General features: G+C 70.7%; 11 protein-coding genes. 2 read left to right on the top strand and 9 right to left on the bottom strand.

All coding sequences use genetic code 11. From position 1 onward, the window contains the following. Nucleotides 1-20 precede the first annotated feature (20 nt). The 5 genes from ABZ822_RS24570 to ABZ822_RS24590 all read right to left on the bottom strand — a co-directional run bounded on the left by ABZ822_RS24570 (nucleotide 21) and on the right by ABZ822_RS24590 (nucleotide 6,991). On the bottom strand, nucleotides 21-884 hold the full coding sequence (locus tag ABZ822_RS24570) for a carbohydrate ABC transporter permease (RefSeq protein ID WP_360858143.1): 864 nt from the start codon (nucleotides 882-884) through the stop codon (nucleotides 21-23). Further along, the gene (locus ABZ822_RS24575) at nucleotides 881-1,750 is read right to left on the bottom strand and encodes a sugar ABC transporter permease (protein WP_360858146.1); all 870 of its coding nucleotides are present in this window, start codon (nucleotides 1,748-1,750) and stop codon (nucleotides 881-883) included. Before ABZ822_RS24575 ends, ABZ822_RS24570 begins: the two co-directional genes overlap by 4 nt. 209 nt (nucleotides 1,751-1,959) lie before the next feature. Next, entirely contained in the window at nucleotides 1,960-3,294 is a 1,335-nt protein-coding gene (locus ABZ822_RS24580) for a sugar ABC transporter substrate-binding protein (protein WP_360858149.1), read from the bottom strand. A 131-nt stretch (nucleotides 3,295-3,425) separates the two neighbouring features. Further along, entirely contained in the window at nucleotides 3,426-4,460 is a 1,035-nt protein-coding gene (locus ABZ822_RS24585) for a LacI family DNA-binding transcriptional regulator (protein WP_360858152.1), read from the bottom strand. Between the two features lie 308 nt (nucleotides 4,461-4,768). Next, entirely contained in the window at nucleotides 4,769-6,991 is a 2,223-nt protein-coding gene (locus ABZ822_RS24590; protein ID WP_360858155.1) for a family 2 encapsulin nanocompartment cargo protein terpene cyclase, read from the bottom strand. Between the two features lie 235 nt (nucleotides 6,992-7,226). Between ABZ822_RS24590 and ABZ822_RS24595 the strand changes: the two genes are divergently transcribed. Next, nucleotides 7,227-8,531, top strand: a complete 1,305-nt coding sequence (locus tag ABZ822_RS24595; RefSeq protein WP_360858158.1) for an MFS transporter — start codon at nucleotides 7,227-7,229, stop codon at nucleotides 8,529-8,531. 47 nt (nucleotides 8,532-8,578) lie between these two features. Here ABZ822_RS24595 and ABZ822_RS24600 read toward each other — a convergent pair whose 3' ends face one another. Further along, nucleotides 8,579-9,460, bottom strand: coding sequence for a class I SAM-dependent methyltransferase (locus ABZ822_RS24600; protein WP_360858161.1), 882 nt, complete (start codon nucleotides 9,458-9,460; stop codon nucleotides 8,579-8,581). Between the two features lie 217 nt (nucleotides 9,461-9,677). Here ABZ822_RS24600 and ABZ822_RS24605 point away from each other — a divergent pair, with 217 nt between their 5' ends. Continuing rightward, nucleotides 9,678-10,295: an NAD(P)-binding domain-containing protein gene (locus tag ABZ822_RS24605; protein WP_360858164.1), complete on the top strand. Its 618-nt coding sequence runs from the start codon at nucleotides 9,678-9,680 to the stop codon at nucleotides 10,293-10,295. Nucleotides 10,296-10,708: 413 nt separating this feature from the next. Here the strand turns inward: ABZ822_RS24605 and ABZ822_RS24610 are convergent, their stop codons facing one another. The 3 genes from ABZ822_RS24610 to ABZ822_RS24620 all read right to left on the bottom strand — a co-directional run bounded on the left by ABZ822_RS24610 (nucleotide 10,709) and on the right by ABZ822_RS24620 (nucleotide 13,033). Beyond that, nucleotides 10,709-11,932 carry an RNA polymerase sigma factor gene (locus ABZ822_RS24610; protein WP_360858167.1) on the bottom strand — a complete coding sequence of 408 codons (1,224 nt, stop codon included), beginning with the start codon at nucleotides 11,930-11,932 and terminating at the stop codon, nucleotides 10,709-10,711. 49 nt (nucleotides 11,933-11,981) lie between these two features. Next, nucleotides 11,982-12,332: a YciI family protein gene (locus ABZ822_RS24615; RefSeq protein WP_360858170.1), complete on the bottom strand. Its 351-nt coding sequence runs from the start codon at nucleotides 12,330-12,332 to the stop codon at nucleotides 11,982-11,984. A gap of 221 nt (nucleotides 12,333-12,553) precedes the next feature. Further along, nucleotides 12,554-13,033, bottom strand: a complete 480-nt coding sequence (locus ABZ822_RS24620) for a macro domain-containing protein (protein WP_360858173.1) — start codon at nucleotides 13,031-13,033, stop codon at nucleotides 12,554-12,556. Nucleotides 13,034-13,052 lie beyond the last annotated feature (19 nt).

Here is a 13,052-nt window from a genome sequence, read left to right on the forward strand (position 1 = left end):
GATACCGGTATCGATGGTGCTCACTCCTTGACCGCCTGAGCGGCCACGCCTTGGACGAACGCCCGCTGGAAAATCAGGAAGACGATGAGAGTCGGGATGGTCATCATTGCGGCAAAAGCCATGATATCGCCCCAGTGGAGCGGGGGGAGCGTCTGGAAGACCGCGATGCCCACCGGCAGCGGACGCACCTCCTCGCTGCGGGTGGTCATCACCGGCCACAGCAGCTGGCCCCAGGTCATGAGGAAGCTGAGGATCGCCACCGACGCGTACGCGGGCTGGGACAGCGGCACGATGACGCTGCGGAAGGTGCGCCAGGGGCCGGCCCCGTCGATCCGCGCCGCCTCCTCGAGCTCGCGCGGCAGCGACAGGAAGAACGAGTAGAAGAGGTAGACGAAGAAGGGGTTGGCGACGAAGGGGATGATCTGGGCCTGGTAGGTGTCCAGCCAGCCCAGCTCGGTGACCATCAGCAGCAGCGGGATCGCGAGCGCCTCGAACGGGATGATGATCAGCGCCACGATGACGGCCAGCACCACGTTGCGGCCGGTCCAGCGCAGCCGGGCGAGCGCGTAGCCGAACATGCTGTTGACGACCAGGCCGAGGACCACCGTCGTACCGCACACGACGAGCGAGTTGAGCAGCAGCCGGCCGAAGTCCGAGCGCTCCCAGGCCCGTACGAAGTTGTCCAGGGTGGGGTCGGTGGGGATCAAGGCCCGCCAACTGCCGCCGTCGTCCAGCACGTTGGCGTCGGCCTTGAGGGCACCGGCGAACATGAAGACGAGCGGTACGAGCATCACGATCGCGACGCCGACGCAGATCGCGTAGTGCAGGAGCACGTTGTGCCCGGTACGGCGGCGCGTACGGGGCGCGGGGGCGGTGGAGGTCATCGGACAGCACGCTCCTCGCGGCCGAGCCTGCGCTGGATCAGCGTCACGGCGAGCACGAACAGGAAGAAGATGACGGCGATGGCGGACGCCTGGCCGATCATGCGGCGGCTGTAGCCGGTCTGCAGAAGCTGGAGCATCATCGTGCGCGTCGAGTCCAGCGGGCCGCCCGGGAACTGCGGCATCAGATAGACCTGGTCGAACAGGCGGAACGCGAAGATCGCCGTCACGTTCACCACGAAGATGAGGGTGTTGCGCAGGCCCGGCACCGTCACATGCCGGAACTGCTGCCAGGCGTTCGCCCCGTCCACACGGGCCGCCTCGTAGAGGGACTGCGGGATCGCCTGCAGCCCGGCGAGGAAGATCACCATCTGGAAGCCGACGCCCTGCCAGATGGATGTGATCACGATGGCGGGCATCGCCCAGCCCGTGCTGGAGAGCCAGCCCGGCTGGACATGGCCGAAGGAGACCGCGCCCAGCACGCCGTTGACCAGGCCGCCCTCGGGGAGCAGCAGCAGCTTCCAGATGACGGCGGCGACGGCCATGACGGTGACGGTCGGCAGGAAGTAGATCGTGCGGAACAGCACCCGGCCCGGCAGCGCCCGGTTCACGAGGACCGCGAGGCCCAGCGCGGCGGCCGTCTGCACGGGGACGACGATGACGGCGAAGAGGGTGTTGTTGCCGAACGCCTGCCAGAACTGCGGGTTGGAGAACAGGCGCGCGTAGTTCTCCAGGCCGGTGAACGACACCGGCAGCGGAGAGGAGAGCCGCTGGTCGGTGAAGGACAGCAGCACCGCTGCGACGAACGGGGCGATCAGGAAGAGGACGAGCAGGGCGACGGCCGGAGCGGAGAACAGCGCGGCCGTCACCCGCTCGCGGGTGCGCGGCGTCGCAGAGCGCCGCCGGGCCGGAGACGGCGCGCCGGGTGGCGCCGGCCTCGCGGCAGCGGGCTCAAGGACGGTGCGGGACATGGAGGTTCACCTCAGGCGGTGCGAAGAGACGTCGTACGAGAAGAAGGTGGAGCGGTGCGGCGGCGGCAGTGTGGGGGCGCGGCCGCCGCCGCACCGGGTCGGGGGGGCTACTCGACGGGCGGGTAGCCGTCGTTGTCGCGGATGTCCTGGTCGATGGCGGCGACCGCGGTGTCCAGGGCCTGCTTCACGTCCTTGCCCTGGCTGATGTCGTCGATCGCCTGCGCGAACGCCTGGGTGATCGCCGGGTACGCCGGGGTCTGCGGGCGCGGCACGGACACCTTCGGCGCCTTCTCCAGGGACTTCGTGACCAGTTCCATCGGGCCGCCGTCGGCGTAGATTCCGGCGTCGGCGAGGGCGCTCTTGCGCGACGGCGGGGCGCCGGTGGCCTTGTGCATCTTCAGCACGCCCTGCTTGGTGAGCAGATGCTCCAGGAAGGCGGCGGCCGCGTCCGGGTCCTCCGCCTTGCTGGTGATGCCGAACTGCCAGGAGCCCATACCGGTCTTGGAGCCGGTGCCGAAGTCGGGCAGCGGGATGACGGCGAGGTCCTTGCCCGCGGCCTTCTCGTAGCCCTGGGTGTAGGCCCACATGCCGTTCCAGGCGATGGGGCTCCGCTTCTTCAGGAACGGGCTGTCGTCCTGCGCCTCGGTGTCGACATACCCTTGGGAGAACCAGGACTGGAACTGCTTCAGCGCCTTGACGACCTCGGGCTTGTCGAGCACACCCTTGGCGGACGTGTAGTCCTTGCGGTCGATCAGGTCGCCGCCGGCGGACTGGACGATGGTGCTGAAGGCGTACGAGAGCCACTCGCCCTGGCGGCCGTACCACATGTGCAGGTCCAGGGGACGCTTGTAGCCCTTCTTCTGGAGCTTGCCGAGGATCTCCGCGAACTCCTGGGGCGTCCAGGCGTCCTCGACGCCCTTGGGTATGCGCGCGCCCACCTGCTTGAGGGCCGACTTGTACGCGTAGAGGACGAGACCGGAGTCGAAGGCGCCGACACCGTACAACTTCTTGTCGTAGGTGCCCTGTTGGACGATCGAGGGCAGCAGGTCCTTCTTGGTGGACGCCTTGAGGCAGCGGTCCAGCGGGATGATGTTCCGGTTCCAGGCGTAGTTGTAGAGAAGCGGCCCGTCGAAGTCGAGGATGTCGGGGAGCTTGTCGGCGGCGGCCGCGGCCTGGACGGAGTCGTTGTACGTGCCCTCGGGGACGCTCTGCACCTTGACGGTGACCTTGTCCTGGCTCTCGTTGAACTCCTTGACGATGCCCATGAACGCCTTCTTCTCCTCGCCGCCGGCGTGGTAGAAGGCCGTGATCGTCCGCTTGCCGTCGATCTTGCCGTCGCAGGTCGCGCCGCCGGCCGCGGCGTCACCGGAGCTCGTACAGCCCGTCGCCGTCAGGGCCAGCGCCGTAACGGCGCAGGTCGCGGCTAGAATGGTTCTGCGCATGGTTCGTCCGTCCTCGTGTCTGATCGCATGGGTGGAGATGAGCCTGCGGTGGGGTCGGGTGGCCGCCCGGCCCCACGTGCGTTTTTCGGTACGTCCTGCTCTCCGGTCGCTACTCCCCGGTCACCCGCGGATCACCCGCGGCAAGGACAGGCGACGGAGGACCGCCTGCGCAGCGGCATCGGCACCCGGTGCTCCCCCGCGCCCAGCGGCTCGTCGCCGAGGATCAGCTCCATGGCGACGCGACCGAGCTCGTAGTGGGGAAGCGCCAGCGTGGTGAGCGCGGGGCGCAGCCAGGAGGCGATGTCCTGGTCGTCGTAGGAGACGACGGAGACGTCGCCGGGGATGGACAGGCCCGCTTCGGTCAGCGCCTGGTAGGCACCGAAGGAGACCCTGTCGGTCGAGCACACCAGCGCGCGCGGACGGTGGCCCGCGGCGAGGATCTGGCTCACCTCGCGATAGCCGTCATCGGGACCCCACTGGCACTCCACGACGCCGTCCAGGCCGACCCCGGAGTCCCGGAGGACCTCCTGGAGCCCGCGCATCCGCTCGTTCCCCGCGAAGACGCCTCCAGGGGTGGCCGGGATCGCCCGGTGACCGCCGATCGCCCAGATGCCGGAGGTGTGCCCGGCGGCGAGCAGCGCCCGCCCCGCGGTGCGGCCCGCCTCGGTCTCGTCGGGGATGACGGACGGAGCGTCGAAGCCGGGGGCGAGGCAGTTCAGCAGGACGACGCGGCGGCCGTTCAGCTCGCTGGGCGGCGTGACGTGGCGGGTGAACATCGACGCGTAGATCACGGCGTCGACCTGCCGGTCGAGCAGCCCGTTGACCAGCCCGGACTCGGCAGCGCGATGACCGCCGGTCTCCGTGATGAACAGCAGGTGATCGCGGGCGCGGGCGGCTTCCAGCGCTCCGCGGATCACCTCTCCGGCGAACGGGGTCGTGGTGATGGTGTCCGATACGAAGCCGATGGTCTGCGTCGACTTCGTCCGCAGGCTCCGGGCGGTGACATTCGGGCGGTAGCCCAGCATCGCGGCCGCCTCGAGGACCTTGTCCCGGGAGGCCACCGAGATCCGCATGTCGGTGCGGCCGGAGAGGACGAACGACGCGGTGGTGGGCGAGACGCCCGCGCTGCGGGCGACGTCGGCCATGGTGACGCGGCGTGCGGGCATGGGTGACTCAGCTCCATCGCTTCATGACGCATCGCTAAATCGAATTAGCAGATGCCGTAGAGGATGGAGTCGAGTTTGCGTGCTGTCAACACCCCGGACATCTTTGGCCATAGGACCTAGAGAGATTGTTGAGTTATGTCCAGAATGCTGGGGAACTCCGGCGCAATCTGATAGAGGGTGACGCTCGGGAGGCGGGCTGATCTCGTCGGTGTTTCCCGGTCCCGTGCTAAACCGATTTTTCACGCACCTGGAGCCGGTTAGGCGCGGGGTGGCCACGTGGGTGACCGCCCCGCGCCCGGGGGTGCCGGTCAGTGCTGCGGCACGGGGATCCTGGCCGCCGAGGTGCCGAGGCCCGTGGGCGCGGCACCACGCCAGGCCGCCGTCGGCCCGTGGCGCAGGTCGGATTCGCCGTAGCGGCGGCACTCCTGATGCCACGTCAGGATTCCGGAGAGCCAGTTCTCCAACTCCCCGACGTAGCCGTCCAGCAGTTCGCGCGCCTCCGTGTCGAGCTTGAAGTCGTCGTAGAGTACCGGCAGTTCATGGGCAGCCACGTGCTGGAACTGCCGCATGCGCGACGTCATCAGGTCGTGGACGATGGCGAGTCCGGTCGGGTAGTCGCAGTCGAAGAAGTTCTGCACGACGAGGATCCCGTTGTGGACCTCGCCCTCGTACTCGATCTCCTTCTGGTAGGAGAACACATCGTTGAGCAGGGCCGCGTAGTCCGAGGCCGCGTTCTCCAGCGAGCGCATGGGGCCGCTGCGGTAGATCTCCTCCGGGACCCGCCGGCCGTGCGCCAGCCGGCACAGACTCATCGTCAGGTCCGAGCCGAAGGTCTTCCGCCGCATCTCGATGTAGTCGACGGGGTCGGGCATGCGGTTCTGCGCGTGGTTGGCCAGCTCCCAAAGCCAGCTCTCGATCATGTCCTCGACGGTGGTACGGAACGCACGCCGGGCCCAGTCCTCCATCGGTCCCGCCGTCCGGACCCAGAGGTCGGCCAACGCCCGTTCGAGCGCGTTGGCCGGGTCGGGGGCGGGTGAATCGTCCAGCGGCATGCAGGCGGTGAGCCGTTCGTTCTGCGCCCGGGCGCCCGCCAGGTCCCGCGGACGTCCGAAGACGGCGGGGTAGTAGTCGTCGCCGTAGGTGCCCCAGGTCAGCCACTGCGACGACAGGTCCAGCTCCTCGGGCGTCGCGTCCGGGTCCAGCCCCGCGGCGCACAGCGGGAGGTCGTAGTCGATCAGCCGCTCCTCGTTCCAGACGCCGGAGCCGGGGATGCCGGGCTGCGCCTTCAGGATGCCCATGCGGTGCGACCACTCCACGATGCTGCGGCGCGCGGTCGCCAGATGCGGGCTCAGGCGGGTGGTGAACGGCATGAAGAAGTCGGGCAGTTGCGACGGTCCGACGCGCTGGTACGGGACGTGGCTGAAGCGCCGGGCCCGCCCCGCACCGGCCTGGCCGCCGAGCTGCCGGATGACCGCGGCGGCGGTTCCGCGGCCCGTGGGCACCGGGGAGAACGACAGCGGGGATGCCTCCTCGGCCGGTCCCCCGCCGTTCATGTACCGGCTGGAGCGCATGTGCCACTCGTGGCCGCCGGCCTGCCAGTCCTGGAGCCCCTTGACGTAGAGCATCACGTCGGCGCAGGACTTCGGGTCGAGGCCGGTCTCGGCGAAGAGCGGGGGCAGTTCGGTGAGCGTGGTGTCCTCGAACTGCTGCAGACGCGAGGTGAGCAGATCGTTCACCGCGTCCGCCGCCTCCTGCGTGGTGCAGCACAGGAAGGTCTCCAACACCAGGACTCCGTTGGAGAGTTCGCCCTCCTCCTCGGTCTCACGCTGATAGGAGAACAGGTCGTTGCGCAGGTGCACCCCGTCGGAGAAGGTGTCCCGGAGGACGCGCAGCGGCCGGGACCCGGCGACGGCCGCGGGGACCTCCGCCCCGGCCGCGTACTCCACGAGCCCGGCCGACCAGGGCGCGCCGCCGACCTTGCGGCGCATCTCGATGTACTCGACCGGGTTGGGGATCCGGTCGGCGTTGATGTTGGACAGCTCCCACAGGGATTCGCCGAGGAGGTGCTCGGTGCTCTCCGCGAAGCGCGCCCGCCACTCCATCGACATGGACGGCACGGTCCGGGTCCACAGGTCGGCCAGGCCCGCCTCGACGGGGTTCGTGGGCTCCGGCATCCCGGCGGCGAGGTCCATCGGCATGAAGGCCGCGAGCCGGTCCAGGTACGCCTTGCCGCCCTCGCGGTCCTGGGTGCGCTTGAAGATCTCCAGGAAGTGGTCGTCGAAGAAGAAGACCCACACGTACCAGTCGGTGACCAGGGACAGCGCGGGACCGGAGCAGTCGGGGTGGGTGTAGGCGCACAGGAGCGCGTAGTCATGGGAGTCGAGGTCGTGCTCGTCCCAGATGCCCGAGCCCTCGAGCATCCCCATCTCGCGGGCCCATGTCTTCGAGTGCTTCCGGGCCTCCTCCAGATGGGGATTGAGTCGCGCCGGATACGGCATGTAGAAGTCCGGCAGTTCAAAGGGCTGTGTCACAGTGCCCGGCCTTTCCTGAAGTCCCGTCCCAGGTCGGCTCAGCACTACCCAGGCCATTGGGGGCTATCCGGCCCTCTGAACAGTCATATGAACGTCCCCGGACGCATACGGGCAAACGGGAATTTCCCTTCCGCGAGCGGGAGTTGGTGGCGCGGCTGCCCCTCACCCGTACGTGCGGTCCGCCGTCGACGACAATGGCTCCGGACACGATGACGCAGGGGGGGGCCGAACCGCCGTGGACACCGCGAGCAGCACCGACGACGCGAGCGCGCAGGACGAGGGCGCGCCCGGCGCGGTGCGGCGGGGCGGCCGCTGGCGGCGGTGGGCGGTCGACACCCGGCCGCTTCGGCATCCCGCGTACCGGCGGCTGTGGTCCTCGACCATCGTCACCGCGATCGGCAGTCAGCTCACGGCGGTCGCGGTGCCCAAGCAGGTGTACGACATCACGAGCTCGTCGGCCTACGTGGGCTACACTAGCTTCGTGGGCCTGGTGCCCCTGGTGGTGTTCGCCCTCTGGGGCGGGGCGATCGCCGACACCATGGACCGCCGCACACTGATGCTCATCAGCAACAGCGGGATCGCCGTCACCTCATTGCTGTTCTGGGTGCAGGCGGCCGCCGGGAACCGGTCCGTGGTGCTGCTGATGGCTCTCCTCGCGCTGCAGCAGGCGTTCTTCGGCATCAACTCCCCGACCCGCAGCGCGTCCATCGCCCGGCTCGTCCCCGCGTCCGAGCTGCCGGCCGCCAATGCCCTGGGCGCGACCGTCCTGCACACCGGGATGATCGCCGGGCCGCTGCTGGCGGGTGCCCTGATCCCGGTCATCGGGCTCGCCGAGCTGTATCTCCTCGACGCCCTGACCCTGTGCGCGGCCGTGTGGGCCGTCCGGCGGCTGCCGCGGTTGCCTCCGCTCACGGACACGGGGAAACGGCGGGCGGGATGGCGGCACGTCCGCGACGGTTTCCGCTACATGACGGCACGTCAGGTGCTGTTGCTGTCCTTGCTCGCGGATGTCGTCGCCATGGTCCTGGGCATGCCGCGGGCGCTCTTCCCTCAGCTCGCGGCCACCACGTACGCGCCCTGGGGAGAGGGGTTCGCCCTGGGGCTGCTGTTCGCTGCGATCCCGATCGGCTCGCTGGCCGGCGGACTGCTGTCGGGGACGTTCTCCCGGGCCCGCCGCCACGGCCTGATGGTGATCGGCTCGGTGGTCGCCTGGGGCGTGGCGGTCACCGGATTCGGCCTCAGCGCGAGCCTGTGGTGGGCGGTGGCCTTCCTGGCGGTGGGCGGCGTCGCGGACATGGTCTCGATGGTCTTCCGCAGCGCGATCCTGCAGTCCGCGGCCACCGACGAGATGCGCGGCCGGATGCAGGGGGTGTTCACGGTGGTGGTGGCAGGCGGCCCGCGGCTGGCCGACCTCGTCCACGGCATCGCGGGCTCGGCACTGGGTACGCGGACGGCGGTGGCGGGCGGTGGCGTCCTCGTGATCGTCACGATGCTGGCACTGGCCCTGGCCGCACCCGCCTTCCGCCGGTACGAAGCCTGAGACCTGAAGCCTCGCGAACTCCGGCCCGGACGGAGGGGATCAGGGCGTCAGGGGCCCTCCGACGGGCGGGTGGCCCGCAGCGCGTAGAGCAGCGGGACGCGCGGGGCCTCGTCGGGGAGCCGCCACCAGCCTCCGGGGGTGCGGACCATGTGCGGCCAGCGGGGCCAGGGCAGTTCGCTGCTCTCCCGCAGCCGGTCGATCCGCAGGCCCGCACCCACCAGCGCGTTGATCAGCTCGTCGAGTCCGTGCATCCACTCGTAGCTCTCCGTCGCCCCCTGCACGGCCGGGCCGTCGGTGTAGGTGTACGTGGCGTCGCGGCGGACTGGACCGCGGCCCCCGAGGTAGTCGTGACGCAGCACCAGCTCCTCGCCCTCGTCCGGGGCGGGGGTGGGGCCGAGGGCGTTGAGCATCGGGTGGAACTCTACGACGTAGAGGCGCCCGCCGGGACGCAGGAGGCGGGCGATCAGCGCGGCCCACGCGTCCAGGTCGGGGAGGTAGCACAGCGCGCCCTTGCCGGTGTAGACGAGGTCGAAGCGGCGGCCGCCGAGGGCCTCGGGCGCGTCGTACACATTGGCCCGGACGTACTCGACGGCGGCTCCGGCCGTCGCGGCGATCTCCCGGGCGGCCTCGACCGAGGCCCCGGAGATGTCGAGGCCGACCGTACGGGCGCCGCGTCCGGCGAACGCCAGTGTCTCGGTGCCCAGATGACACTGGAGGTGGAGCACGTCGAGCCCTGTGGGGTCGCCGATGTCCTCCCATTCGAAGCCCGCGAACCAGCGGGAGGGATCGGGCACCTCTCCCCCGGTCAGGCCGTAGAAGCCGCTGGCGAGGTGGATGGGGGTCCGCGCGTCCCAGTTGGCCTCGTTGGTCCGCATCCTCCGGCGGTCGGCGGGATCGAGTGGCCCCTGCTGCCCGGTCGTCTCGGTCATCGCTCCATCCAACCGGATCGCCCGCCGGACGTCAGGACAACGGCGGTCCGGCCCCGCCCGGGGGGCGGTTCTGGAACGGGCGGAGGAGCAGGAGGCGAAGGGGGCGGGCCGGACCGGAGACCTACGACCTGCCCGGCCCTCCCGGCCGTCCGGCCTACGCCCCGGCTGGTCCCGTCGGCCGATCCGCCGTACGCGGCACCGGAGTTAGCGTCGCCGCATGCGTATCGGACTACTGGGCACAGGACATGTGGCCCGCGCTCTCGGAGCTGCGTGGGCCACCGCCGGACACGACATCCTGCTGGGATCGCGATCACCGGAAGACCGTGCGGACCTCGGCCTTCCCGTCGCGAGCCCGGCGGAGGCAGCGGCACATGCCGAGGTGCTCGTCAACGCCACGCCGGGGACGGAGTCCCTGAACGTGCTCACCGGCATCGGGGCGGCGGCGCTGGACGAAACGGTGCTGATCGACGCCGCCATCGGCTTCACCCCCGAGGGGACGCTCTCCCACCCCGTGGAGAGCCTGGGCGAGGTGCTTCAGCGGACCTTCCCCGGGACGCGGGTCGTCAAGACGCTGTGCACCATGACCGCGTCCGTGATGGCGGACCCCGGCGGGCTGACGGAGCCCGGGACCGTGTTCCTGTCCGGCGACGACGCCGCGGCCAAGGACACCACCGAGCGGCTGCTCGGCGACCTCGGCTGGCCCGAGGCGTCCCGGCTGGACATCGGCGGCATCGAAACCGCCCGCGGGCAGGAGCACTTCGCCCTGCTCTTCCTCGGCATCGCGGGTGGCCTCGGCACCCACACGTTCAACGTCCGGGTCGTCCAGGGCGCGTAGCGCGCGGGAGGGGCGACGCGGCGGGGCACTCCGGGGAGCCATGGTGCGTACGGATCTCCAGCGGGGCATCCGTACGCACCTGCGGGCTGCCGTCCGCAGCGACGGAGATCTCCAGGGGCGCCCCCGCCACGTCCAGGCCTGTGACGTTCAACGGACTGTAGGCCGAGGCCAGTTGGGGACCGACCGTGAGCGTCCCGGCGGGGACGTCCGCACCGAGGCCGAGGACGGACTGCAGGACCAGCACCGACGAGGCCGCCGCCCAGGCCTGCGGTCGGCAGGCGGCGGGATACGGCGCGGGGCGGGCGTCGGCCGACGCAGCGTATCCGGCGAAGAGTTCTTCGTGCGTCGTTCCGGGGCTCGTGGAACGAGTTCACGCACTTCCTCGTGGCCACCCGGTCCGGCCAGCTCCGGTCTCACTCCGGTGCGAGGGCCGCCTGGCTGCGGCGCAGGAAGGCGCGTTCGGCCTCGTTCCTGGTGCGGTTGAGGGCCGCTTCGTAGGCGACCGCGGCTTCGGCATTCCGGCCGAGGCGGCGCAGGAGGTCGGCGCGCACGGCGTGGAGCAGGTGGTAGCCGTCGAGGTCGAGGGCGTCGACGAGAGCCAGGGCCGCCTCCGGCCCCTCCACCTCGGCGACGACGACGGCCCGGTGCAGCGACACCACCGGGCTCGGCGCCACCGCATGGAGCTGGTCGTAGAGCATGAGCAGCTGGAACCAGTCCGTGGCGGCCGCGGAGGGTGCGTCGCTGTGCACGGCCTGGATGGCCGCCTGGATCTGGTACGGGCCGGGGCGGTCGCGACGCAGGCAGCGCCGTACGAGGTCCTGGCCCTCGTCGATCAGGGCGCGGTCCCAGCGGCCGCGGTCCTGGTCGGCGAGGAGGACGAGATCGCCGTCCGGGGTGGTCCGGGCGGCGCGACGCGACTCGGTGAGCAGCATGAGGGCGAGGAGCCCCACGGCCTCGGGCTCGTCGGGCATCAGATCGGCGAGGAGACGACCGAGGCGGACGGCCTCGGCGCACAGGTCCTCGCGGACGAGCGCCGGGCCCGAACTCGCCGTGTATCCCTCGTTGAAGATGAGGTAGACGACGGCCAGCACGCCCCGCAGCCGCCCGGGGAGGTCGGCGTCCCGCGGCACCTGGTACGGAATGCCGGCGTCGCGGATCTTGCCCTTGGCCCTCACCAGCCGCTGGGCCATGGCCGGTTCGGACACCAGGAAGGCACGGGCGATCTCCGCGGTGGTGAGTCCGCCGAGGAGCCGCAGGGTCAGCGCGACCCGGGCGGCCGGGGCGAGCGCCGGGTGGCAGCAGGTGAAGACGAGGCGGAGCCGGTCGTCGCGCACGGGTCCCTCCTCGGCCGGTTCGTCGTGGGCGTACAGGACGGCGGCCTGGGCGTGCCGGTCCTCGCGCGTCGCCTCCCTGCGGAGCCGGTCGATCGCGCGGTTGCGGGCGGTGGTGATGATCCAGCCGGCGGGGCTCGCCGGGAGCCCGGCGTCGGGCCACCGCCGGACCGCCTCCGTGAAGGCGTCCTGGACCGCCTCCTCGGCGCTGTCGATGTCGCCGAAGACGCGGACCAGGACGGCGACGGCGCGCCCGTACTCCTCCCGGAAGACTCGCTCGATCACCGGGGCGGTCACCTCAGGCATGCCGGTCGTCCTTCATCGGAGGCCGTCCTTCACCGGACATCGCGCCGGGTCAGCAGGACCCGTGCTCCAGGGGCCGCACCTCGATGGGGAGGGTGATGGCCCGGGCGAGCTTGCGGCCCCACTCCAGGGCGGCGTCGAGGTCGGGTGCCTGGATGACCGTGAACCCGCCGATGTGTTCCTTGCCTTCGAGGTAGGGGCCGTCGGTGGTGAGGAGTTCCTCGTCCTTCAGCCGCACCACGGTCGCCGTGCTCGGCGGGTGCAGGCCGCCGGAGAAGACCCACGCCCCCGTCTCGCGCATCTCGGCGCTCACGGCCTCGACCTCCCGCATGATCGGATCCAGGACCTCGGGCGGCGGGGGATCTCCGTCGGGCTGGTAGATGCTCAGCAGATACTGCTTCATGACGGCCACTCCTTGACTTCACGGTACGGCGCCGGCGCCGTGCCGGCCTCTCACCCTCTACACGAACGGGGACCGGCCGGATCGACACCGGACCGGCGCACGAGACGACCGTGTCGGAATTGATCGGGGGAAATGCGGGAATGGGGCGCCGTTCGCAACCGGCCGGTCACGGACGGCACACGCGGTCGCGGCGCGTGCGCACCGGCACCCGGCCCGCCCGGTCAGTCGTCCTTCTCGTAGACCGTGACGGCGACCCCGCGGCGTATCAGCCGGTCCTCGATCAGCGGGCGGACGAGCTCCCAGCGCCCGCCGGCCAGCCCGCAGCCGATCTTCGGCATATGGACGGACGCCCCCAGCTCACGTGCCTTGGCGGCGACCGCGCCCAGGGCTGTGCCGATCGCCTCGTACCGCACGGGCACGCCCTTGCTGCCCGTGCGGGTGCCGCGCTGGCCGATCATGTTGGCCACCCACACGTACCGCTCGACCTGCACGAACTGGACGGCGCCCAGCGCGAAGTCGTTCCCCGCCCGCTCGCGGTGCCAGCGCCGGTACGCGGCTTCAGGCTCCGGCCAGCGGCGCGACACGGCGAGGACGAAGCCCTTCCCCCAGCCGCCCAGGTCGTTGCAGACATGCGCGATGATCTTGACGCCCTTGCCCTGCGGCGAGGTCGCGTCTCCTCGTACGATCTCCAGCTCCCCCATGCCTGCGACCGTAGCGCGG

Origin of the sequence: Streptomyces sp. NPDC047108 (genome assembly GCF_040643575.1) — a bacterium.
GTDB lineage: Bacteria > Actinomycetota > Actinomycetes > Streptomycetales > Streptomycetaceae > Streptomyces.